General features: G+C 65.2%; 16 protein-coding genes. 13 read left to right on the plus strand and 3 right to left on the minus strand.

Annotated features, from left to right (window positions below):
• Nucleotides 1-1,208 precede the first annotated feature (1,208 nt).
• The 10 genes from dnaA (at nt 1,209) to ABIB90_RS03990 (ending at nt 15,500) form a co-directional block, all read left to right on the plus strand.
• Nucleotides 1,209-2,621: a chromosomal replication initiator protein DnaA gene (gene dnaA / locus ABIB90_RS03945; protein WP_035995355.1), complete on the plus strand. Its 1,413-nt coding sequence runs from the start codon at nt 1,209-1,211 to the stop codon at nt 2,619-2,621.
• A gap of 280 nt (nt 2,622-2,901) precedes the next feature.
• Nucleotides 2,902-4,020 (plus strand): DNA polymerase III subunit beta, encoded by a 1,119-nt coding sequence (gene dnaN / locus ABIB90_RS03950; protein WP_007598262.1) that lies wholly within the window; start codon nt 2,902-2,904, stop codon nt 4,018-4,020.
• Nucleotides 4,021-4,129: 109 nt separating this feature from the next.
• On the plus strand, nt 4,130-5,266 hold the full coding sequence (gene recF / locus ABIB90_RS03955; RefSeq protein WP_007598270.1) for a DNA replication/repair protein RecF: 1,137 nt from the start codon (nt 4,130-4,132) through the stop codon (nt 5,264-5,266).
• 134 nt (nt 5,267-5,400) lie between these two features.
• Nucleotides 5,401-6,138, plus strand: a complete 738-nt coding sequence (locus ABIB90_RS03960) for a hypothetical protein (protein WP_354200254.1) — start codon at nt 5,401-5,403, stop codon at nt 6,136-6,138.
• Nucleotides 6,139-6,264: 126 nt separating this feature from the next.
• Complete coding sequence (locus ABIB90_RS03965) at nt 6,265-8,433, plus strand: hypothetical protein (RefSeq protein ID WP_354200255.1); 2,169 nt, start codon at nt 6,265-6,267, stop codon at nt 8,431-8,433.
• A 282-nt stretch (nt 8,434-8,715) separates the two neighbouring features.
• A complete protein-coding gene (gyrB, locus tag ABIB90_RS03970; RefSeq protein WP_219679906.1) occupies nt 8,716-11,151 on the plus strand; it encodes a DNA topoisomerase (ATP-hydrolyzing) subunit B in 2,436 nt (811 codons plus the stop codon).
• Between the two features lie 312 nt (nt 11,152-11,463).
• A complete protein-coding gene (murA, locus tag ABIB90_RS03975) occupies nt 11,464-12,759 on the plus strand; it encodes a UDP-N-acetylglucosamine 1-carboxyvinyltransferase (RefSeq protein WP_354200256.1) in 1,296 nt (431 codons plus the stop codon).
• A 214-nt stretch (nt 12,760-12,973) separates the two neighbouring features.
• A complete protein-coding gene (locus ABIB90_RS03980) occupies nt 12,974-14,368 on the plus strand; it encodes an MATE family efflux transporter (protein WP_354200257.1) in 1,395 nt (464 codons plus the stop codon).
• Entirely contained in the window at nt 14,365-14,853 is a 489-nt protein-coding gene (locus tag ABIB90_RS03985; RefSeq protein ID WP_219678929.1) for a DUF2867 domain-containing protein, read from the plus strand. Before ABIB90_RS03980 ends, ABIB90_RS03985 begins: the two co-directional genes overlap by 4 nt.
• The gene (locus tag ABIB90_RS03990) at nt 14,850-15,500 is read left to right on the plus strand and encodes a 2-hydroxychromene-2-carboxylate isomerase (protein ID WP_354200258.1); all 651 of its coding nucleotides are present in this window, start codon (nt 14,850-14,852) and stop codon (nt 15,498-15,500) included. The genes ABIB90_RS03985 and ABIB90_RS03990 overlap by 4 nt, the downstream gene beginning before the upstream one ends.
• A gap of 1 nt (nt 15,501) precedes the next feature.
• On the opposite strand, the gene ABIB90_RS03995 is transcribed toward ABIB90_RS03990, so the two are convergent.
• Entirely contained in the window at nt 15,502-16,617 is a 1,116-nt protein-coding gene (locus tag ABIB90_RS03995; RefSeq protein ID WP_354200259.1) for an FUSC family protein, read from the minus strand.
• A 123-nt stretch (nt 16,618-16,740) separates the two neighbouring features.
• Here ABIB90_RS03995 and ABIB90_RS04000 point away from each other — a divergent pair, with 123 nt between their 5' ends.
• Nucleotides 16,741-18,108, plus strand: coding sequence for an MmgE/PrpD family protein (locus ABIB90_RS04000; protein WP_219678925.1), 1,368 nt, complete (start codon nt 16,741-16,743; stop codon nt 18,106-18,108).
• Nucleotides 18,109-18,114: 6 nt separating this feature from the next.
• Here ABIB90_RS04000 and ABIB90_RS04005 read toward each other — a convergent pair whose 3' ends face one another.
• A complete protein-coding gene (locus ABIB90_RS04005; RefSeq protein WP_354200260.1) occupies nt 18,115-19,539 on the minus strand; it encodes a serine hydrolase domain-containing protein in 1,425 nt (474 codons plus the stop codon).
• Between the two features lie 145 nt (nt 19,540-19,684).
• Nucleotides 19,685-20,749: a helix-turn-helix domain-containing protein gene (locus tag ABIB90_RS04010; protein WP_354200261.1), complete on the minus strand. Its 1,065-nt coding sequence runs from the start codon at nt 20,747-20,749 to the stop codon at nt 19,685-19,687.
• Nucleotides 20,750-21,021: 272 nt separating this feature from the next.
• Here ABIB90_RS04010 and ABIB90_RS04015 point away from each other — a divergent pair, with 272 nt between their 5' ends.
• Nucleotides 21,022-21,939, plus strand: a complete 918-nt coding sequence (locus ABIB90_RS04015) for a pirin family protein (RefSeq protein ID WP_007598296.1) — start codon at nt 21,022-21,024, stop codon at nt 21,937-21,939.
• 77 nt (nt 21,940-22,016) lie between these two features.
• The gene (locus tag ABIB90_RS04020; protein WP_354200262.1) at nt 22,017-22,931 is read left to right on the plus strand and encodes a phosphoribosylaminoimidazolesuccinocarboxamide synthase; all 915 of its coding nucleotides are present in this window, start codon (nt 22,017-22,019) and stop codon (nt 22,929-22,931) included.
• Nucleotides 22,932-23,086 lie beyond the last annotated feature (155 nt).

Consider the following 23,086-nt stretch of genomic DNA (forward strand, 5'->3'; position numbering starts at 1 on the left):
CGTCAAACAGCCCGGCATCGCGCCGGGCTTTTTTGTTGCCTGTCATATTCACGCAAGTAGTCACGCTGCGAGCGACCTTCGATCGGAGGATTGCGACGTTTGCACCATGATGCGCCCGTAGTTTTACCTGCGAATGGTTTTGCAACAGCGGAAACTTCCACCGCGGTGCAAAAAGTCCTTGCGAGGTGGGCACAAGTTGAATTCGCGCGCCTGCGAGTTCTGCACACCGTAGTTTCCCCGGATCGCGAGACGCAATGGAGTTACCCTGTGAAACGAGACTCAAAAAACGATGTCTCGCTAACAACTTATCGACATAGTGACGCCAAGCATTTGGAAAACTCGCCCGCGCGTCGCGCGCGTGACGCTTTTGTAAAAAATTTTTGGCGGTGACGGAGAATTGTCACATCAAACGCGGCATCTTCGATTCTGTGCACGAATCCAAAAACTTGCTCTGAAGCCTGTGCACAAGTCCGCGTGGCGTTAACGCAGATCAAGATTTTTGATGCCTCAAGTCTGAATCAATTCCGTTGCGAGTCTTTCCGCATAGTGTATTCCTTAAGGCGTCAGCGGCGCCCACGATCTTGAGACCAGCGCGGTATCGGAAACGGGGCGAGCGTGCAAATCGGCGGCGATGTGCACGTAGGCGGCGCTTCAACAAGCGATTGTCGGATCAAAACCCACAGCAATGTGGGAACGGTAGCTCTTTGTCTGAATGTCTCCAAGCGGGATCTTTCTCTCGCGCTTAAGAGACATCTTGAAAGCTGCCCCGACAGGCATGATGGCGAGGCCGAGCGGACGACGAGTACACGGGCGGGCATCCGATGAAGGCGCGGGTGTCGTTTGGACACGCAGGACCTTGTCGCGAGCAATCACGGCAGGATGGGGAGGTATCATGTCTTACGAACTCAACGCGGTATTGAAACACATTTCGACTTCCAGCATTTCGACTTCCAGCGATGCCGTTTTAGATTCGTCGGACACCAAGCCTCCCGCGTGTCACGGAGCGCCGAGTACGCGCTGACCTCGCGACCCCTCCATCTCTAGACATTGCTGATCGGACGCGGCGTTTCCGCCGAACGGTCGAGCCATGCCTGCAGGTGAAATCGCTTGAGGTCCCGCCATTGCAAATATCCCGGCAGGTATCCCTGGCAGGAACTCTGCATGGCGCTCACCACGCAACCTTATCTCTCAAGAAAAGTTCTCAAATGATGACAACCCCGGAACAGGATCGCTGGTCACGCGTGAAGAGTCGGCTGCGCTCGAACGTTGGCGAGGACGTCTATACGAGCTGGTTTGCGCGCATGGATCTGGAAGGCGTCCAGGACGAGAGCGTGCGTCTGTCGGTGCCGACCCGCTTCCTGAAGAGCTGGATCCAGGCCCATTATGCCGAGCGCGTGCTGTCGTGCTGGCAGGCCGAGATGCCCGAAGTGCATCGCATCGATCTCACCGTTCGCACGGCCGTGCGCCCCGTGATGCAGCAGAAGGAAGCGCCCGCGCCGGTCGAAACGCGCCGCTCGCCTGCGCCGGAGCTGCGTTCGACCGCGACCGCGCCGGTCTCCGCCAATCATGATGCGCTCGGCGGCTCGCCGCTCGATCCGCGCCTGACGTTTGCAAGCTTCGTCGTCGGCCGCTCCAACACGCTGGCGCATGCGGCTGCGCGTCAGGTCGCCGAGGGTCGTCGCGGCGATCCCGTCATGTTCAATCCGCTCTACATTCATGCAGGCGTCGGCCTCGGCAAGACGCATCTCCTGCAGGCGGTGACCTGGGCCGGCAATTCCGGCAACGAGCGCAAGGTGCTTTATCTCACTGCAGAGAAATTCATGTACGGCTTCGTCGCCGCGCTGAAGACGCAGACGGCGCTCGCCTTCAAGGAAGCGCTGCGCGGCATCGACGTGCTCGTGATCGACGATCTCCAGTTCCTGCAGGGCAAATCGACCCAGGCCGAGTTCTGCCACACGCTGAATGCGTTGATCGATGCCGGCCGCCAGGTCGTGATCGCGGCCGACCGTCCGCCGTCCGATCTCGAAAGCCTCGACGACCGCGTGCGCTCGCGGCTGGCCGGCGGCCTCGTGGTCGAGATGGCCTCGCTTGGCGAGGAGCTGCGGCACGGTATTCTCAAGTCGCGCGTCGCCGCGGCCCGCGCCCATCATGCGACCTTCGAGGTGCCGGAGGAGGTGCTGACCTATCTGGCCCGCGCCATCACCCATAACGGCCGGGATCTCGAAGGCGCGATCAACCGCCTGCTCGCACACTCGAAGCTCAACAACCGGCCGGTGACGCTGGAGATGGCGGAGCACGAGGTGCGCGACCTGATCCGGCCGCAGGAGCCGAAGCGGATCAAGATCGAGGACATCCAGCGCGTGGTGGCACGGCAGTATAATGTCAGCCGCTCCGACCTCTTGTCCTCGCGCCGGACCGCCAACGTGGTTCGTCCGCGCCAGGTGGCGATGTATCTCGCCAAGACGCTGACCCTGCGATCGCTGCCGGAAATCGGCCGCCGCTTCGGCGGGCGCGACCACACCACGGTGCTGCACGCGGTGCGCAAGATCGAGGCCCTGGTTTCCAAGGACACGGCGCTGTCGGACGAGGTCGAATCGCTCAAGCGCCAGCTTCAGGAATAAACGCCTAGGCCTTCTCCTTCCTTCCCGCCGCCCCGGCCCTGCCTGGGCGGCGGCCTTCCTCTGCCTGGGCGGCGGGCCCCGTCTTTGCGGGTAAATCGTGGGGAACCATCGCGCAATCCCTTGAAACGGATGACTTTACGCGCCACCTTGCGCGACCCTGACGGCTTTGGTCATATCGGCTGGATGATCCGGCTTTCCGGGGTCTTCGGTGCCGTGGCGCGCGTCCCGCCGCCCGGCTTTTCCAGATTTGTGTTTCCTTGGGGATCGGGCGAGTAGTGCAATGAAGGTTACGGTCGAACGCGCGCAACTCCTGAAGTCGCTGGGCCACGTCCACCGCGTGGTCGAGCGCCGCAATACGATTCCGATCCTCGGCAACGTGCTTGTTAGGGCCGAGAATGCGAAATTGTCGCTGAAGGCGACCGACCTCGACCTCGAGGTCACCGAAACGCTCGCGGCGGAAACCGCGACCGCGGGCTCCACCACCGTGCCGGCGCACATGTTCTACGACATCGTGCGCAAGCTACCGGACGGTTCGCAGATTGTGCTCGAAGCCGACGGCGACCGCGCCGTGCTGGCGATCCGCGCCGGCCGCTCCCGCTTCACCCTGCAGACCCTGCCGGAGAATGATTTTCCGGATCTCGCCGCCGGCGACATGTCGCATTCGTTCAGCCTCGCCGCCAAGGACGTCAAGCGGCTGATCGACCGCACCCAGTTCGCGATCTCCACGGAGGAGACCCGCTACTATCTCAACGGCATCTATCTGCATGCCGCGGGCTCCGCCAAAGCCGCCACCCTGCGTGGCGTCGCCACCGACGGCCACCGCCTCGCCCAGCTCGACCTGGTCCAGCCCAAAGGCGCCGAGGGCATGCCCGGCGTGATCGTGCCGCGCAAGACCGTCGGCGAGGTGCAGCGCCTGATCGAGGACAACGAGGCCGAGGTCACGATCGAGCTGTCGCAGGCCAAGATCCGCTTCACCATCGGCAATGTGGTGCTGACCTCGAAGCTGATCGACGGCACCTTCCCCGATTACGGCCGCGTCATCCCGCAGGGCAACGACAAGGAGCTCGTCGTCGACAAGAAGGATTTCGAGAACGCGGTCGACCGCGTCTCGACGATTTCCAGCGAGCGCGGGCGCGCCGTGAAACTCTCGCTGTCGCCGGGCAAGCTGGTGCTGTCAGTGACCAATCCGGATTCCGGCAGTGCGACCGAAGAGCTCGAAGTCGAATACGCTTCCGACGCCCTCGATATCGGCTTCAACTCCCGCTATCTGCTCGACATCGCCGCCCAGATCGAAGGCGACGTCGCAACGCTCCGGCTCGCCGACCCGGGCTCACCGACCCTGGTGCAAGACCGCGACGACAAGAGCGCGCTCTACGTGCTGATGCCGATGCGGGTGTGAGGGCTACCGGCGCCCCTTCGCATCGACTACATCCGTCATGGCCGGGCTTGTCCCGGCCATCCACGTCTTTGGAGGACCCAAACGTGGATGCCCGGCAACGACAAAGACAATGACCCCCTCCCGCATTCATCGCCTGACGCTGACGCATTTTCGTAATTACCGGGCGGCGGGGCTCGAGGCTAAGGCTGATATGGTGGCGCTGGTCGGGCCGAACGGAGCAGGCAAGACCAATTGCATCGAGGCGATCTCGTTCCTGTCGCCGGGACGCGGCCTGCGGCGCGCGACGCTGGACGACGTCGCCGACAACCAGGGCGACGGCTCCTGGGCGGTGTCGGCACAGGTCGAGGGCGCGCTGGGCCTTGCCACGCTCGGCACCGGCATCGATCCGCCGCGCGCAGATAGCCCGGTCAGCCGGCGCTGCCGCATCGACCGCGAACCGGTCAATTCGGCGGCGTCGTTCGGCGACCACATCCGCATGGTGTGGCTGACGCCGGCGATGGACGGGCTGTTCATGGGCGCGGCGTCCGAGCGGCGGCGCTTCTTCGACCGCCTGGTGCTTGCCATCGACAGCGACCATTCCAGCCGCATCTCCGCGCTCGAACGCTCCCTGCGCTCGCGCAACCGCCTGCTCGAGACGCGCAATTACGACGACCATTGGTGTGACGCGATCGAACGCGAGACCGCGGAGCTTGCGGTCGCGGTCGCCGCCACCCGCGGCCAGACCGCGGCGCGGCTGACCGGCATGTTGAATGCACGCGCGCAGGCCTCCGCCTTCCCCTCGGCGCAGATCGCGCTCGACGGCTGGATGGAGAACGCGCTGCTGACGGAGACCGCGACGTCGGTCGAGGACCGCTACCGCCAGATCCTGCGCGACAATCGTCCGCGTGACGCCATCGCCGGCCGCACCACGGATGGTCCGCATCTCACCGACCTGCAGGTGATCTACGCGCCGAAAAGCATGCCGGCGCGCGATGCCTCGACCGGCGAGCAGAAAGCGCTGCTGATCGGGCTGGTGCTGGCGCATGCGAGCCTGGTCGCCGAGATGACCGGCATCGTGCCGTTGCTGCTGCTCGACGAGGTCGTCGCGCATCTCGATCCCGGCAGGCGCGCGGCGCTGTTCGACGAGCTGCGCAAGCTCGGCGCGCAGGTGTGGCTGACCGGCGCAGATCCCGCTGCCTTCGCCGAGATCGGCGCCGGGGGCGAGATCTTTGACGTCGAAAGCGGACAGGTATCGGCCCGGCGCTAGTCGCCGCCGTTGAACCGGCCCCATTTCCGCCGCGACTAGTTGCCGGAGGCGGCGCCGACGGTGACGCAGCCGGTTGCAATCGCGCAATGACATCACGCGCGAGACCCTGGACGCGCGATACCCTGGAGAGTGAGATGCGGACGGCAAGGTCCGGGGCGCAAGCTTCGGCACGATGGCGGGCGTTTGCGTGCGGCCTCGTCTTGCTCGCGACGTGCATGCTCGCGGCAAGCGCCGGCGCCTGGATGCCGCAGCCGCTGTTTTCGGCCGATCTCGCGCCGGATCCCGATGCCAGGCTGCCCGCACCGACCCGCTACAGCTTTAGAGGTATCCACACCACCCTGATGCGGGGCGTCGAAGCGCCGCTTCGCGTCAAGCTCGAAGCCACCGTGCCCGCCGAACTCGGCGACGTCCTCGCTTTCTACCGCAGGGAGCTCGGAAAGCTCGGCTGGCAGGAGCAGCACGATGGCGCCGTCGTCTCCGCCGATCACGCCCAGCTCGCGTTCGTCTCTCCGCTCGGACCGGCCATGCTGGAGCTCGGCCGCAAAGACAGCAGCACCTCGGTCCATCTCGTGCAGAAGAACTCGGATACAGCAATCCGGGCGAACGTCATGCCCGAACCGGGCCAGGCGAAGCTGGTGTTCAGCAACATCGGCGAGACGGAAGCCGTGCTCGGGATCGACGCGCGGATCATCAAGCGCGCCGCCGGCGCTAACGCCGTATCGCTGGATCTGGCGCCCGGCAAATATTCCTACGAACTGAACGTCCCCGGCCGTCTGGCCCACAGCAACATCCTCACCGTCGCGGCCGGCGACGCCTGGGAGCTCACCGTCGGGCGCGACGGCGAGGCATGGTCGCCACTCCAACTGTATTGACTAGTCCGGGAGCTTTGAACCTGCCCGGTTCCTGCCGCGACTTCTGGTCTGAGGCCCCGCCGACGGTGTTGCAGCCGTTGCAATCGCGCGCGCCCAAGCGCCGCGCGGCATCCTGGAGACGTAACGATGGCGATGATCCCGCGCGGGATGCAAGTCCCGGCACGATGGCGGCTGCTTGCATGCGGTCTCTTCCTGATGGCGAGCTGCTCGATCGCGGCCGGCGCCGACGAGGGCATCGTCGACGTCCACGCGCTGCCGCAGCTCGAAGGTGCGGTGGAAGACACCTCGCGCCCCGATCCCTATAGCGTCGAATATCGCGTACCGACGCGGCAGGCCGTGACACTGCCCGCGGTCCAAAAGCTCCTGAGCGACAACGGCTGGGTGCCCTATGTGATGCCGCTGGAGGAGAAAAGCAGCCTGCTGAAGTTTAGGAAGGGACGACAGGGCCTTTCCGTTCATTTCACGCAGGCGCTCGGCCGGCCCGACCAGTCCGTAGTTTACTACACAACCGACCGGATCTACGGGAACGTGCCGTTTCCGGAAGGCGCAAGCGACATCGTGTTTGACGGGACGCGGCCCTATCTCGGCTGTATTGCGCCGACGCCGCTCGATGCAACGTCGGATTTCTACAGCAGCCAGATGGCTGCGATCGGTTGGCAGAAGCTCACGCCGGAAACCGCCGCGCGCTGGACGAGGGGCCTTGATGAAACCGTTCCCAACGGCCTGCGCGCGTTCTACGCGCATGCCGATAGCAAGGAGACCGGCTTCTACCAGCAGAAGCCCGTGATGTTGACGCTGACGCGCCGCGACGATGGCCGCACCCATGTCGATATCCGGGTCGCGCCCTTCGCGCTGCCCGGCGAGCTCAAAGCCGATAGCGATCTGGCCGGCCTGCCGCGGCCGAGCCCGACCAAGACGGCCATGGGCCTCGGCAGCGCGAGCGACAACAAGCGCGAGATGTCGGCCGCCGTGATGGCCGAGCTGCCCGCGGTACTCGCCTTCTATCACCGCGAGCTCGCCGCGCGCGGCTGGCATGAGGACGGCAGCGCACCGCTCGCGCCCGGCGACGAGGTCGCGATCAAGATCTCTTCCGCGGAGGAAACCGGCGTGCTGCGGCTTGGCCGCAAATACGATTTCACCATGGTCAGCCTGACGGCGCAGGTGAAGGACTCCGCGCTTGCCGCCCGCGCCAAGGCGAAGAAAGAGGCCGACGACAAGTTCCTTGGGGATGCGCTAGGCGCGGCCAAGCAGCTCATCACCGCCGACGAAGCCAGACGCAAGGTGCAGGCGGCCGCATTGTCGGACGCGCCGCTCAACGCGCTCGCCGACAGCAAGACCCCGGTGCCGCTGCCTGAAAACGCCGAAGGCGTGAACTTCGAAGGCGGCGAGGGCAGGCTCGAATTCTCCTCGATCTCGAGCGTGAAGGCGCTCACTGCGTTTTATCGCGCATCGCTGAAGCCCGCGGGCTGGAAGGAGCAGCCCTCCGTCATCAACCAGCCCAACATGGCGATGATGGAATTCTCCAAGAGCGGGAAGTCGATCTCGATGACCGTGATGCAGATGGGGCCGAAGGTAAACGTTAGCGCCAACGGCTCCGGTCTTGTTATCGCCGCGGCGAAGCCCGTCGAGGCCAAATCGAGGCAAGCCAAGGTGGTCCAGACCAAATCGAGGGAGCCGCTCACGCCCGATCCCGATTCGGCCCTGCCGGTGCCGACGCAGCACAGCTCGACCGGCATCAGCTCCACGAAATTCCCCGGCAGCGAGCAGTCGTTCCGGACCGAGCTCGAAGCCAGCATCCCCGCCGAACTTGGCGAGGTCCTCGCCTTCTATCGCGCGGAGCTGACCAACCGCGGCTGGCAGGAGAAGGCCGACGGCGCAATCGTAACGGCCGAGCGGGCGGAGCTCGCGTTCACCTCGCCGGAGGGACCGGCCGTGCTGAAGCTCGGCCGCGCCAGGGACGAGACGACGGTCAGTCTGGTGCAGCGGAATCCGCAGGCCGCGGCAAAGGCCGACATCATGCCGAAGGCGGGACAGGCCAGGCTGATGCTCGGCAATATGGGGCCGAAGGAAGCATCGCTGACGATCAACAATCAAACGGTGAAGATCGCGGCTGGTGCCGGCGGACCGCAATCGCCGAAAGGCCCGATGCTCGATCTGCCGCCCGGCAAGTACCAGTACGCGCTGCGTCTGCCGGGGCGCCCTGCCCGCACCGAAACCCTCACCGTGGCCGCCGGCGATGCCTGGGGCCTCCTCGTGGGGCCGAACGGCGACGTGCTGCCGCTGCAGATGTATTGAGCCTGCAAGGCCGTTCCGGGGCGTTCCAAGCGCCTCGGAACACCCTTCGTCCCCGCAATATCCACGCCTTTCAGCGACCCGGAACGGCCTCTCGAATCGCGCTTTTTTCAGCGCCTCGAATCGGCCTTCGAAAGCCTTGAAAACCGGCCAAAAAATCCCATCTAATCAAAGACTTGCCGGGGGATACTTTGCGCTAGGCGCAATCCGTCTTTCGTGGCACAAATAGCCCGCATATCAGCGCCTTTTGCGCGGCTGATTCGGGCGACATCTCGAAGGCCTCTCATGACAGAACCTGCTCGGCAGACGCCTGCCGAAAACGAACCCTCAAATCCGAGCGACTACGGGGCGGAATCGATCCGCGTGCTCAAGGGTCTCGACGCCGTCCGCAAGCGCCCGGGCATGTATATCGGCGACACCGATGACGGCTCGGGCCTGCATCATATGGTCTACGAAGTCGTGGACAATGCGATCGACGAGGCGCTCGCGGGCCACGCCACGCGCGTGGACGTGATCCTCAACGCCGACAATTCTGTCACCGTGCGCGACGACGGCCGCGGCATTCCCGTCGACATCCATAAGGGCGAAGGCATCTCGGCGGCCGAGGTCATCATGACCCAGCTCCATGCCGGCGGAAAGTTCGACCAGAATTCCTACAAGGTTTCCGGCGGCCTGCACGGCGTCGGCGTCTCCGTCGTCAACGCGCTGTCGAGCAAGCTCGGCTTGCGCATCTGGCGCGACAACAAGGAACACTACATCGAATTCGCCCATGGCGATGCGGTCGCGCCGCTCAAGGTGGTCGGCGACGCGCCCGGCAGGCGCGGCACCGAGGTGACGTTCCAGGCCTCGACGGAAACCTTCAAGAACATCGAGTATGATTTCGCCACGCTGGAGCACCGGCTGCGCGAGCTCGCCTTCCTCAATTCCGGCGTTAACATCGCCCTCTCCGACATGCGTCACGCGGTCGAGAAGCGGGAGGAGATGCACTATTCCGGCGGCGTCGAGGAATTCGTCAAATATCTCGACCGCAACAAGAAGGCGATCGTGCCGGCGCCGATCATGGTACGCGCGGAATCCAACGGCATCGGTGTCGAGGCCGCATTGTGGTGGAACGACAGCTACCATGAGAACGTGCTGTGCTTCACCAACAACATCCCGCAGCGCGACGGCGGCACCCATCTCGCCGGTTTCCGCGGCGCGCTGACGCGCCAGGTCAACGGCTATGCCGAGGCCAACGCGAAAAAGGAAAAGATCGCGCTGACCGGCGATGATTGCCGCGAAGGCCTCACCGCCGTGCTGTCGGTGAAGGTGCCGGATCCAAAATTTTCGTCGCAGACCAAGGACAAGCTGGTGTCCTCGGAAGTGCGTCCCGTGGTCGAGAACGTGCTCAACGAGGCGCTGCAGGCCTGGTTCGAGGAGCACCCTTCCGAAGCCAAGATGATCGTCGGCAAGGTGATCCAGGCGGCGGCCGCCCGCGAAGCCGCGCGAAAAGCGCGCGAGCTGACGCGCAAGAGCCCGCTGTCGGTCTCTTCGCTGCCCGGCAAGCTCGCCGACTGCCAGGAGAAGGACCCGGCGAAATCCGAGCTCTTCATCGTCGAGGGTGACTCGGCAGGCGGCAGCGCCAAGCAGGGCCGCAACCGCGAATTCCAGGCCGTGCTGCCGCTGCGCGGCAAGATCCTCAATGTCGAACGTGTGCGTCCCGACAAAATGCTGCACAGCGAGCAGATCGGCACGCTGATCACCGCGCTCGGCACCGGCATCAGCGACGAATTCTCGATCGAGAAGCTGCGCTATCACAAGATCATCGTGATGACGGACGCCGACGTCGACGGCGCCCACATCCGCACGCTGCTGCTCACTTTCTTCTACCGGCAGATGCGCGAGATCATCGACGGCGGCTATCTCTACATTGCCCAGCCGCCGCTCTATAAGGTCAACCGCGGCAAGTCCGAGCAATATTTGAAGGACGAGCGGGCGCTGGAAGACTATCTGATCGATACCGGGCTCGACGACTGCGTCTATATTCCCGGCACTGGCGGCGATCGTACCGGCCGCGACCTGCGCTCTTTGGTCGACGACGCCCGCGCCGTCCGCGGCGTTCTGCGCAGCCTGCACACCCGCTACAATCGCAAGGTGATCGAGCAGGCCGCCATCACCGGCGTGCTCAACAAGGCGATCTACGGCGATCCGGAGAAAGCCGCCGCGGCCGCGCAATACATCGCCGCCCGCCTCGACACGCTCGCCGACGAGGTCGAGCGCGGCTGGGTCGGTCAATATTTGGAAGGCCATGGCTTCCAGTTCGAGCGCACGGTGCGCGGCGTCAAGGACGTCGCCCTCATCGACGACGCGTTTCTGGGCTCGGTCGAAGCCCGCAAGCTCGACGAGTATACGCTCAAGCTCCAGGACGTTTATGCCCGCCCCGGCAAGCTGCGGCGCAAGGACGCCGAGCACATGGTCTACGGCCCGGTCGATCTGTTCGAAGCGGTCACCGACGCCGGCCGCAAGGGCGTCTCGCTGCAGCGTTACAAAGGGCTGGGCGAGATGAATCCGGAGCAGCTCTGGCAGACGACGCTGGACGTCAATGCGCGATCACTGCTCCAGGTGAAGGTCAAGGAGGTCGACGAGGCCGACGACATCTTCACCAAGCTGATGGGCGACGTGGTCGAGCCGCGCCGCGACTTCATCCAGGAACATTCGCTGAGCGCGACGATCGATATCTGAGGCCGCTGGCTTTTGGATTTCGAACTGCTGGCCAAGCGCTCGCTGCAACCTCTCCCGCTTGCGGGGGAGGTCGGCGCGAAGCGCCGGGTGGGGGCTTTCTCCTCGCCGGGATACGCTCCGTAAACTTCGACAATCCCATCGCTGAAGCACCCCCTCCCCAGCCCTCCCCCGCAAGCGGGAGAGGGAGCGCACCTGTGTCGGGGCTGCGAAGCGATCGAGCCGCGACAAGTGCAGAATTGCTCCCGCGCTCAATTCTCGGTAGTTTCCGCCTCCAAACCAGCCGCCCCACCCAAAAACACAGCGAGAGACCACGTGGCGCCCATCCAGTACATCGTCGAGGGCGGTCACCGGCTCTCGGGCTCGATCGAGCCGTCCGGCAACAAGAATTCCGCGCTGCCGATCATCGCGGCAGCCCTGCTCACCGAGCATCCGGTGACGCTGGAAAACGTGCCGCGGATCCGTGACACCGAGACGCTGGTCGAACTGATCCGCTCGGTCGGCGCTGCCGCGGAATGGACCGCCCGCAATACGCTTCATATTCACGCCAAGAGCATCCGCTCCGCCGATCTCGATCCGGACTTGTGCGTCCGCATCCGCGCCTCGATCCTGCTCGCGGGCCCCCTGCTCGCCCGCTGCGGCGAAGTGATGCTGCCGCCGCCCGGCGGCGACGTCATCGGCCGCCGCAGGCTCGACACGCATGTCCTCGCACTCGAGCAATTGGGAGCCAAGGTCACCGCGACCGACCGGCTCGAATTCCGCGCTTCGAAGCTGACCGGCGCCGACGTGTTCCTGGACGAGCCCAGCGTGACCGCGACCGAGAACGCGCTGGTCGCGGCCGTCGCCGCCGAAGGCACCACCTATTTGCGCAACGCCGCGTCCGAGCCGCATGTGCAGGACCTCGCCAACTTCCTGGTCGCGCTCGGCGCTGAGATCGAGGGCATCGGCACCAACACCATGATTGTGCGCGGTCCGGCGACGCTGGGCGGCGCGACCTACCGGATCCAGCCCGACCATATCGAGGTCGGCTCGCTGATCGGGCTTGCCGCCGTGACGCGTTCGCCGCTTCGCATCGTGCGCGCCGGCGTCGAGCATCTGCGCTCGATCCGCATGGGATTCGAGCGGCTCGGCATCGTCTGCCGCATCGAGGGCGACGATCTCATCGTGCCCTCGAACCAGACGCTGAAGATCCAGGACGATTTTGGCGGCCACGTGCCGAAGCTGGAAGACCAGCCCTGGCCGGCCTTCCCGGCCGATCTGATGTCGATCGCGATCGTCACCGCCACGCAATGCGAGGGCGTGATCCTGATGTTCGAAAAAATGTTCGAATCGCGGATGTTCTTCGTCGACAAGCTGATCGCGATGGGCGCGCGCATCGTGCTGTGCGATCCGCATCGCGCCATCATCGCCGGTCCAAGCCGGCTGCACGGCGCGACGATGACCTCACCGGACATTCGCGCCGGCATGGCCATGCTGCTCGCGGCCGTCTGTGCCGAGGGCACCTCGACCATCAACAACGCCGACCAGATCGAGCGCGGCTACGAGCGCATCGACGAACGGCTGAATGCGCTCGGCGCGAAGATCAGGCGCGTGCCCGAGCGGAAGGGGTGAGGCGCTTTCCGGCTCGAGATCGAAGAATGGTCTCGTGCCCCGGACGCAGCGCAGCACGCCAGTGATGCGCTGCTGAGCCGGGGCCCATGCGGCCGAGAACTGCGCTCGCGATTTTCTGGGTCCCGGCTCTGCGCAGCATCGCTTCGCGCTGCAGCGCGTCCGGGACACGCGCGAGGCCATGTTTTCGTCGCCCGGCTGTGCTATTGACCCGGCCATGCTCGACACCGTCCAGCCTCGTTCGCAGCCGCAAGCCGGCGTGCCGCCAAATCCTCTCGCCGACGAATTCGTCGAGACGCTGCGGCTGGCCGTACCGATGATGCTGACGCAGCTCGGGCAGATCGCGATGATCACGACCGATCTCGCGCTGATCGGGCGGCTCGGCGAGAGCGCAGTGGCAGCAGCGGCGCTGGCGCATACGGTCTATTTCGTCAGCTTCACCTTCGGGCTCGGATTGATGGCGGCGGTGTCGCCGCTGGTCGCGCAGGCCTTTGGCGCCGGCGACGTCAGGCGCATCCGCCGCTCCTTGCGCGTCGGCTTGTGGGTCGCGTTGCTGATCTCGCTGCCGATGATGGCCTCGCCGCTCTATGGCGAGCACATCCTGGTCGCACTCGGTCAGGCGCCGCACTCGGCCGCGCTCGCCCAGCGTTATCTGAATGGCCTCGCCTGGGGCATCGCGCCGGCGCTCGGCTTCATCGCGCTGCGCAGCATGATGAGCGCGGTGAACCGGCCGCAGGCCCCGCTGTGGATCACGCTCGCGGCGATCCCCGTCAATGCCGCATTGGTCTACGCCCTGATCCACGGCCTGTTCGGCCTGCCGGAGCTCGGCCTGTTCGGCGCGGGGCTTGCGACCACCATCGTCAATCTCGGCACGTTCGTCGCCACGCTCGCCATTGCGGGGCTGCGCAAGCCGTTCGCGGACTATCGTCCGCTTGCCCATCTCTGGCGAATCGACTGGCCCCTGATGCGCAAACTCATCGCGATCGGCGCCCCGATCTCGTTCTCGCTGCTGCTGGAATATGGCCTGTTCTCTTCGGCGGCGCTGCTGATGGGGTTGATCTCGATCACTGCGCTCGCGGCGCATCAGATCGCGCTCCAGGTCACCGCCGTGCTGTTCATGGTCCCACTCGGCATCGGCATGGCGGCCACCGTGCGGGTCGGCCACGCCTTCGGCCGCGGCCACCCGGCCGCAGTGAAGCGCGCAGGTCTCGTCGCCGCCGTGATCGGGATCGCGTTCGTCTCGGCGCTGACCGTTGCGATCATTCTCGGCCGCTATCAGCTGGGACGGCTGTTCTTCGGCAGCAGCGAAGCCAGCATGGCGACCGTGGAGCTGACCGCAACGCTGCTGCTGGTCGGCGCGACCTTCTTCATTGCCGATGCCATCCAGACCATCATGGGCGGCGCGCTGCGCGGCATCAATGACACTAGGATGACGTTGGTATTCGCCGCGATCGGCTATTGGTGCGTGGGCTTTCCCATCGCCTGGTGGCTTGCCTTTCACGCCGATCTCGGCGCGGTCGGTGTCTGGATCGGACTGTCGATCGGATCGTTCGTCTATGCCGGACTTCTGATCTTGCGCTTCCGGATGCTGACGCGCAGACTGGCGGGATGAACGGGACTGTCCGCGAAGTTACCCCCGATGTTGACGCCGGCACGCTGCTGGCCGGTGCGCAGTTCATCGACGCCTTTCGCGTAGAGATCGGCACAGCACCGGTGAATGCCCGCGAGGCCTGCACCAGGATGGTGTTGCAGGGACCGCGCTGGATCGGTGCACTGACACGCCTGCGCAACATTCTGGTGACGCCATTTGGATTGAAGACATCGGGCGAGGGCACGCCAGCGCCGGGCGGTTTGATCGGCTTGTTTCCGGTGCTGAGCGAAACGCCGGAGCAGCTGGTCGCCGGGTTCAATGATTATCATCTCGACTTCCGCATCGTGGTCGATGTGGCCGGCGAAGCGGTGCCGCGCCACGTCACCTTGACCACGCTGGTGCGGACCAACAATCGGCTGGGCCGCGCCTACCTCGCGCTCATCACGCCCTTCCACAAGCTTGTGGCCCGCAGCATGATGGGGCGGATTGCGGAGCCGGCCCGGTGACGCTCTCCGTCGACCTCTTCTACTCCTTTCGCAGCCCGTTCAGCTATCTGGCGCTGCCCAAGACGCTGAAGCTCGTCGAAGACTACGATCTGGCGGTGAATTTGCGGCCGGTCTATCCGCTCGCAGCCCGAGTGCCCGGGTTTTTCAAGAAGGCCAGCCCGAACTTCATTCGCTATGTGGTGCTCGACAGCACGCGCGTGGCGCAGCACGAGGGCATTCCGTTCCGCTTTCCGAGGCCGGATCCGATCGTCCAGGACAAGACAACATTCGACGTCGCGGCCGAGCAACCCTACATCCACCGCCTGACCCGGCTTGGTGCCATGGCGCAGCTCGAGGGACGCTCGCTCGCATTCACCGACGCGATCGCCCGCGTGCTGTGGGACGGCTCGGTGGCGGGCTGGAACGAAGGCGATCATCTTGCGCGCGCCGCCGACAAGGCCGGCTTCGATCTCGCCGCGATGGATGCCGCGATCACCGCCGACCCGGATCGCTACGAGCAGGTGATCACGGAGAACGAGAAGGACCACGCCGCCTCCGGCCATTGGGGCGTGCCGACCTTCGTGTTCGAGAACGAGCCGTTCTTCGGCCAGGACCGCATCGATTTGCTGGTCTGGCGCATGCAGGACAAGGGCCTGACGCGGCGCTAGCTCACTCCGCCACGCGCGCGGGCTTGTCGGTCGCGGCCTCCGACCATTCGCCGACGACGCGATCGAGATCGCAGAGATTCTGGTGCATCTGCTCCAGCGAAAAGCCGAGCGCGAAGAAGCGCTCCGCGGTGTCGCTGGGCTGGCCGCGGATCAGGCCATCCTGACGCACGGCGGCGACTGCCTCGGCATAGTGCTGAAGCGCGACATGCACGGGGTGGATCGGCGGCGCGCCGGCGCCCTCGCGCAAGGCTGCGGCCGCCGAACGCAGGAAGCGCGCGATCACGGTCGAGACGTCCGTCAGCGGCGCGGCAAGCCGTGTCTGCACCTCGGCCGGCAACGGCACCACGGTCGAGCGGCCGATCATCACAACGTCATGGCGCAGCCGCAAGATCGTGCGCAACAACGGGCCGGTGTCCGGCCCGCTCGACAATCGCGCCGAGCGCTCGCGCTCGGCTTCGGCGCCAATGGTATTCATGCCCACCATTGCGGTGCCGATACCGTCCTGAATCCGATGCAGCGCGTCATTGTCGCGGCCGCGCGTCAGGCCCGCGAGCAATTCGGTGAAGGCCTCCGCGATCAATTCGAGCAGTTTTGCCGCGCTGGCGCGGATTTGCCGCACCGCGCGCGAGGGCAGCACCAGGAAGGAGACGAGCAGCCCCGTCACCGCGCCGACCGCGACTTCGCTGACGCGATCGATCGCAGAGGCCATGGGATCGGCATGATGCATCGAGGGAAGCACGAGCACGATCACGGCCGTCACCGTTGCAGAGCTCAGATTCGGATAGATCGATGCGACAAAGGCAAGCGGCGCCACGGCCAGCACCAGCAGACCCAGCAAGCCCAGTTCACCGGAATAGGGGATCAGGATTGCGATGGCGCCGCCATAGATCGCGCCGCCGATGGTGCCGAGCATGTAGTCGCGCGTCGCCTTCAGCGAGCGCCCGACGCTCATCTGGGTCACGATGATGGACGTGAGGACGGCCCAGAGCGGCAACAAGAGATGCAGCGCGGTGGCGAGCGCGTAGGCGCCGGTGGCCGCCACCGTGACCCGGACCGCCAGCCCCAATTGGGTCTTTCGCGACCAGACCCGGTCGAACAGCTCTCCTGCGAATGCCATGGTCGCGTATCCCCGTCCAACCCTCGTAAGCCAGCCAAAAGCATAGCTGATGCCCGCAGCCCCGAGGCCGCTTGAAAGGCCAAATCAGCCCGCCTAACTTGCGCGCCAAAACGAGGAAACACGATGGCTCACGAAACCGCAACGCTCGCCGCCTATGTCGCCAACCTGAAATTCCAGGATATTCCGGCGGAAGTGCTGGATCGGACAAAAGTCCTGACGCTGGACTTCCTCGGCAGCGCCATCCGCGCCCGCAGCGAAGCGGAATCCACCCCCTCGATCCTGAAGATGCTGGAGGCGCTTGCGCTCGATACCAAGGGCGAATCCACCGTGTTCGGCGACACCAAGACCTGGACGCCGGCGGTCGCGGCGCTGCTCAACGGCGCCCTCGGCCATTCGCTCGACTTCGACGACACGCATGCGGATTCCTCGCTGCATCCGAGCGCGCCGGTGGTTCCGGCCGCCTTCGCCGTCGGCGAGATGGTCGGCGCGTCGGGCCGCGACGTGCTGACCGCGATCGTGGCGGGCTATGAGGTCTGCTGCCGGCTCGGCAACGCGCTCGACCCGACCTCGCATTATGCCCGCGGCTTCCATCCGACCGCCACCGCCGGCACCTATGGCGCAGCCGCGGCCGCCGGCAAACTGTTCGGCCTCTCCGAGCAACAGCTCATCGCCGCCTTCGGAGTCGCCGGCAGCCAAGCCGCGGGCTCGCTGCAATTCCTGGTCAATGGCGCCTGGAACAAACGCTACCAGGTCGGCGCCGCCGCGATGAATGGCGTGATCGCCGCGACGCTGGCGCGCAACGATTTCGTCGGCGCGACGGAATCCGTCGAGGGCAAGCATGGCCTGCTCGCCGGCTACACCGACGATGCGCATCCCGACAAGGCGGTCGCCGAGCTCGGCAAGACCTACGAGACCATGAAGATCGGCGTCAAACCGTATCCGAGCTGCCGCTATACCCACGCCGCGATCGACGCGCTGATCGCGATGCGGCGCGAGCACAATCTGACACCCGATCAGGTCAAGCGGGTGGAGATCGGCCTGCATCGCAACGGCATCACGCTCACCGGCGACGCCGCGACCAAGCGGCACCCGACCTCGATCGTCGGCGGCCAGTTCTCGATGTTCTTCACCGGCGCGCTCGCGCTCGATCAGGGGTCATTTGGCTGGGACGACTACACCCGCCTTGGGGACGCAGCCATCGACGCGCTCGCCGACAAGTTCGACGTGGTACAGGACGATCGTCTCGAAGTCGGCCGCACTCACCCCTTTGGCGCGCGCGTGAGTATCACGACGGACGACGGCGTGCACGAGCGGCTCTATGCCGATCCCTCGGGAGAGCCGACCTCCTTCCCCGATGCGCGGGCGATGCAGCAGAAGTTTTTGACGCTGGCCCGCCCGGTGCTGAACGCGCGCGCGGAGAAATTCGCGGACGCGATCATGACGCTGGAGCGGTTCGATCGCGTGGCGAAGGCGACGGAGCTGGGGAGGTGAAGCACCTCAATTCACCCCCGCCAGCTTTCCCTTCTCGCGCGTAACCGCAACCACGTCGCGCACCAGATCGAACACACCGTCGGCTTCCGGCGGCGCGTTCGGCGAACGGCCTAACCGCACGATCACGAGTCGTTCCGACGGAATCACGATCGTGTACTGACCGATGGTGCCCTTGGCGAAGAAGGCATCGCGCGGCCAGCCGTGCTCGACGCGGAAGGTCGCGCCAAAGCTGTCGCCCTGGTTGGTCCAGAAGCCGGCGCCGATACCGACCCAGGCATTGGGCGTCGCCGACACCGAATAATTCACCCAGCCCTCGGGCAGGATGCGCTTGCCGCCGGCGACGCCGTCGTTGAGATAGAGCTGGCCGAACCGCGCCCAGTCGCGCGCGGATGCGAGCATCTCGCTCGACCCCTTGATCGTGCCGGCGCCGTCGAGCTGGAGCGTGACGTGGCGCATGCCGAGCGGCACGAACAATTCGTGGTGCGCGAAGGCAAGCGCTCCTTCGGAATTGCCGCCGGCGGCCTTGCGGATCAGATGCGCGAGCATGATGGTGTTGCCATCGTGATAATTCCACACGGTGCCCGGCGCGGTCGCAAGCGGCATGCTCGCGGCAAAGGCGGCCATGTCGGCCTCCACGAATTTCATGCGATTGACCGGCTCGAACGCCGAGCCGAGCGAGGCCTGCAGCGAGCTGCCGAGCGCCAGGCCGGCGGTGTGGCGCAGCAATTGATCGAGGGTGATGGCGTGACGCGGATCGTCCGGATTTGTCCAGGCGGCGACCGGTGCGGGCCCGTCCAGCTTCAGTCTGCCCTGGCGCACGAGAATCCCGGTGAGAGCCGAGATCACGGACTTGGTCATGGAGAAGCCGAGCAGCGGCGTCTCCGGTCCGATGCCGTCCGCATAGCGCTCGGCGATGACGCGACCCGATTTCATGACGACGATTGCGCGGGTGCGGCGGAATGGCGGCGATGTCGGCTCAGCGAAGGCGCGATCGAGCGCGGCTGACAGCTCCGGGCTTTGCGGCGACACGATTGCGGGGCCGGCGATCTCGGGCAACAACGCCGGCTGCCTGTCATCAGGCGGCAGCCGGACGTCGGCAATCTCCGCACCGTGCTCAAGCGTGCAGCCGAGGCCCTCGCGATACACGGCATGGCTGCGGCCAATGCCGAACAGCGTCACCGTAACGTCCTTGCGCGCGCGATCGACCTGATAGTCCATCGCCCAGGTGAGCAAACCGGCGCCCGGCATCGCATCAATGGTCTCCGTCAAATTACGCCTGACATCGAGGCCCGAGACAAACGTCTCGGAACAGAGCACGTCGGCGATGAAGCCGGTGGCGACCTTGGGCACGTCATGGGCGCGAACCGCGCCGAGCGCGAGGCCGGCAAAGACGATGGTGGCGGTGAGAAGGACAATCTTGCGGCGGGTCACGGGCTTGCTCCGGCTTGAGGCGTGTGCCGGAGACGAAGCGGCATTCACGCGATGCCCGCTCGCCGAATTTGGAAAACGGCGTAGCTGGAAACCGCGAGACGCTCGCCGATTCTGAGATACTCTAGATATTTCAGTGCACTAAGGCCTAGACAGCATTCACCTTGAGCCGCCGGTATTCCGTCGGCGTCACGCCGGTCACGGCCTTGAAGGCGCGGTTGAAAGGGCCGAGCGACTGGAAGCCAGAGTCCATCGCGATGGTGATGACGGGGACCTCGGCCTGAGCGGGATCGGCGAGGGCTGCCTTGGCCTCCTCGATCCGGTGGTTGTTCAGGAACACATTGAAATTTCGGTAGCCGAGCCCCTGGTTGATCAGCCGACGGAGCCGGTATTCGGGAATTTTCAGCCGGCCCGCGAGCACGCCGATGCTGATGTTCTCCTGGCGATAGATCCGCTCGTGCGCCATCAGCCGCATCAGGGCGTCGATCAGCTTTTGGTCGGCGGCGGCGTCCTCGCCCACAGGCTGGCTCGCCGCGATCGCCGGCGCAGCCTCCGCGGCGGCTGGAAACAGGTCGGCGCCGTCCACCCGCATCATCGCATAGACGATGGCCGCGACGATGCTGGCGAGCACGCCTGTATTGACGGTGTTGGCGACATCGCCGACGTCGCTGCCGACGACGAGGATCTGGAGCAGCGCGTTCAATCCGCCATAGAGCGCGGCAGCACAGACGATGAAGATGCGAACACGGCGGCGGCGCTCGACCAGATCGGCCGACCATGAGCCGATGGTCTGCATGATCGCGAGCGCAATGAAGCCGAGCACAATCAGGTTCACCGCGGTGACGGCGAACCGGACATGTCCGCCGGGTGCGATCCAGAGACAACTGACGAAGCTGAACGCTGTCACCAACCCCCAGGTCAATCCGTGCCACCGGCGCAGGCGAAACTCATCGTCGAACAATGCGCGCGTGAACAGCCAGAACACCACGATATTGCCGGTCGACACCGCGATCAGCGGCGCATGCCATGCCGGGACCAGCGATGAAGTTCCGACGGAATAGCTCACAGCATGCGCGGCCGAGCCGAGCGCAAAGGCTGCACCGAGCCGGGCTGCCAGCACATTGCGGAAATCCGAGAGCAATGACGCTGCCAGCACCAGCAGCAGCGCCACGGCGGCGGCGCGAAAGGCGAGCTCGGTTGCGGCAAGGGTCATCGGGTGATGCGATGGGTCGCGGTTGACATCAGCCAAACATCCTTCGTCAGGCGTATGTTTTCAAGCACCATCCGCACCACAGCTGTCATCGTCCGGCTTGACCGGACGATCCAGTACGCCGAGACGGCAGTGATCGAACCGATAGGCCGCGGCGTACTGGATCGCCCGCTTTCGCGGGCGATGACGGCGGAGTGTGTGGCCCAGGCTTAGCCGCGACGGCCGCACGAAATCCTGCTACGATTTAGCTCGAAAAAGCCAAAAGGAGCCCTACCATGAGCTGGCAACCCTCGAACGATCCCGTGCTCGGCGATCCCATGTCCTGCGATGCGCTCGATCTCGTCATCGTGCCGCGCACGCGCGATCTCGGCGACGGCTTCGCGGTGCGGCGCGCGCTGCCGCACGGCAAGCGGCAGATGGTCGGACCCTTCATCTTCTTCGATCATTTCGGGCCGGTGCAATTCGTCTCCGGCAAGGGCATGGACGTACGGCCGCACCCGCATATCGGGCTTGCTACCGTCACCTATCTGTTCGACGGCGCGATCATGCATCGCGACAGCGAGGGCAACATCCAGGAGATCCAGCCCGGCGCGATGAATTTGATGACAGCCGGCCGCGGCATCGCGCATTCCGAGCGCACGCCGGATGTGCAGCGCGCCTCGGGGCAGAAGATGCTGGGCCTGCAAAGCTGGATCGCGCTGCCGGCCGGATCGGAAGAGATCGCACCGTCGTTCCAGCACTACGGCGCGGGTGACCTGCCGATGGTCTCCGAGCGCGACTTCACCGCGAAGGTGATCGCGGGCTCGGCCTTCGGCGTCACCTCGCCTGTTTCGATGGTGTCGCCCTGGTTCTATACCGAGGTCACGGCGGTCGCGGGCGCGATCGTGCCGCTCGATCCCGATCACGAGGAGCGCGCCATCTACGTCGTCGATGGCGAGGTCGAGATCGCGAACGAGCGCTATGAGGGGCCGCGACTGCTAATCTTCCGTCCGGGCGACCGCATCACGGTGAGGGCGCTCAAGGCCACGCGGATGATGTTTCTGGGCGGCGACGCCCTGGAGGGCCCGCGCCACATCTGGTGGAATTTCGTCTCCTCCAGCAAGGAGCGGATCGAGCAGGCCAAGCAGGACTGGAAAACCGGCCGCTTCGCCGCGGTTCCGCAGGAACATGAGTTCATTCCGCTGCCGGAATAGGCTATCCCGGTTTCCGGTCGCGCGATCAGGCGCGGCCGGATATCCTGTCGCAAGGCCTTGCTCCGAAAGTTCTGCCGATGACCGCCATGCTCTCCAGCGACCTGCCCCTGCCTAAGATCGGGCGCGGCAAGGTGCGCGATATCTACGCCGTCGACGACGACCGCCTGCTGCTCGTCACCACCGACCGCATCAGCGCCTTCGACGTCGTGATGGGCGAGACCATTCCGATGAAGGGCGCGGTGCTGACGCAAATCAGCGCCTTCTGGTTTGGCGAGCTCGAAGGCGTGGTGCCGCATCACATGATCAGCGCCGACACCGACGAGATCATCGCCGCTGTGCCGGCCTTGAAGCCGCATCGCGCCGAAATTCTCGGCCGCGCCATGCTGTGCCGCCGCACTACGGTATTTCCGATCGAATGCGTGATCCGCGGTTATCTCTCGGGCTCGGCCTGGAAGGAATATGCAGCAAGCGGGACGCTGGCCGGCGAGAAGCTGAAAGCAGGCCTTGTCGAAAGCGAGAAGCTGGAGCCTTCGATCTTCAGCCCGGCGACCAAAGCCGAGACCGGCCATGACGAGAACATCACCATCGCGAAGATGCGCGAGGTCGTCGGCGATGAGACGGCCTACACGCTCGAGAGCATGACGCGCGCGATCTACACGCTCGGCGAGGAGCTCGCCCGCGAGCAGGGCATCATCATCGCCGACACCAAGTTCGAATTCGGCCGCGACAAGGACGGCCGCATCATCCTGATCGACGAAGTCATGACGCCGGACTCCTCGCGATTCTGGGCCGTCGACGCCTACAAGCCCGGCCAGCCGCAGGCGAGCTTCGACAAGCAGCCGCTGCGCGACTATCTCGACGTCGAACGCCGCGCCGGCCGCTGGAATGGCGACGCCCCGCCGCCGCCTTTGCCGGCAAGCGTGGTGGACGCGACCAGCAAGCGATATCTGGAAGCATATCGCCGGGTGACGGGGCAGGATTTGAAGATCTAGCCCCACTCGGCGCCTCTCGCTCCCTCATTGCCGGCCGGCTCGATGCCTCCCGGCGTCGTCCTGGCGAAAGCCAGGACCCATACCGCGAGGTCTATCGCGTGCGTTCGGTGCAAATCCCGAACGCACAGTCTTCGCCAAACTGCTCCCTGGGGTAA

Origin of the sequence: Bradyrhizobium sp. JR4.1, assembly GCF_040548605.1 — a bacterium.
GTDB classification, from domain to species: domain Bacteria; phylum Pseudomonadota; class Alphaproteobacteria; order Rhizobiales; family Xanthobacteraceae; genus Bradyrhizobium; species Bradyrhizobium canariense.

What these genes read in the sequence shown, in the direction of transcription:
- ABIB90_RS03985 (WP_219678929.1), top strand. Translation starts at nt 14,365, where the DNA reads ATGAACGGGACTGTCCGCGAAGTTACCCCCGATGTTGACGCCGGCACG.
- ABIB90_RS03960 (WP_354200254.1), top strand. Translation starts at nt 5,401, where the DNA reads ATGCGGACGGCAAGGTCCGGGGCGCAAGCTTCGGCACGATGGCGGGCG.
- ABIB90_RS04020 (WP_354200262.1), top strand. Translation starts at nt 22,017, where the DNA reads ATGACCGCCATGCTCTCCAGCGACCTGCCCCTGCCTAAGATCGGGCGC.
- dnaA (WP_035995355.1), top strand. Translation starts at nt 1,209, where the DNA reads ATGACAACCCCGGAACAGGATCGCTGGTCACGCGTGAAGAGTCGGCTG.
- dnaN (WP_007598262.1), top strand. Translation starts at nt 2,902, where the DNA reads ATGAAGGTTACGGTCGAACGCGCGCAACTCCTGAAGTCGCTGGGCCAC.
- ABIB90_RS04000 (WP_219678925.1), top strand. Translation starts at nt 16,741, where the DNA reads ATGGCTCACGAAACCGCAACGCTCGCCGCCTATGTCGCCAACCTGAAA.
- gyrB (WP_219679906.1), top strand. Translation starts at nt 8,716, where the DNA reads ATGACAGAACCTGCTCGGCAGACGCCTGCCGAAAACGAACCCTCAAAT.
- ABIB90_RS04015 (WP_007598296.1), top strand. Translation starts at nt 21,022, where the DNA reads ATGAGCTGGCAACCCTCGAACGATCCCGTGCTCGGCGATCCCATGTCC.
- ABIB90_RS03965 (WP_354200255.1), top strand. Translation starts at nt 6,265, where the DNA reads ATGGCGATGATCCCGCGCGGGATGCAAGTCCCGGCACGATGGCGGCTG.
- recF (WP_007598270.1), top strand. Translation starts at nt 4,130, where the DNA reads ATGACCCCCTCCCGCATTCATCGCCTGACGCTGACGCATTTTCGTAAT.
- ABIB90_RS03980 (WP_354200257.1), top strand. Translation starts at nt 12,974, where the DNA reads ATGCTCGACACCGTCCAGCCTCGTTCGCAGCCGCAAGCCGGCGTGCCG.
- ABIB90_RS03995 (WP_354200259.1), bottom strand. Translation starts at nt 16,617, where the DNA reads ATGGCATTCGCAGGAGAGCTGTTCGACCGGGTCTGGTCGCGAAAGACC.
- ABIB90_RS04010 (WP_354200261.1), bottom strand. Translation starts at nt 20,749, where the DNA reads ATGACCCTTGCCGCAACCGAGCTCGCCTTTCGCGCCGCCGCCGTGGCG.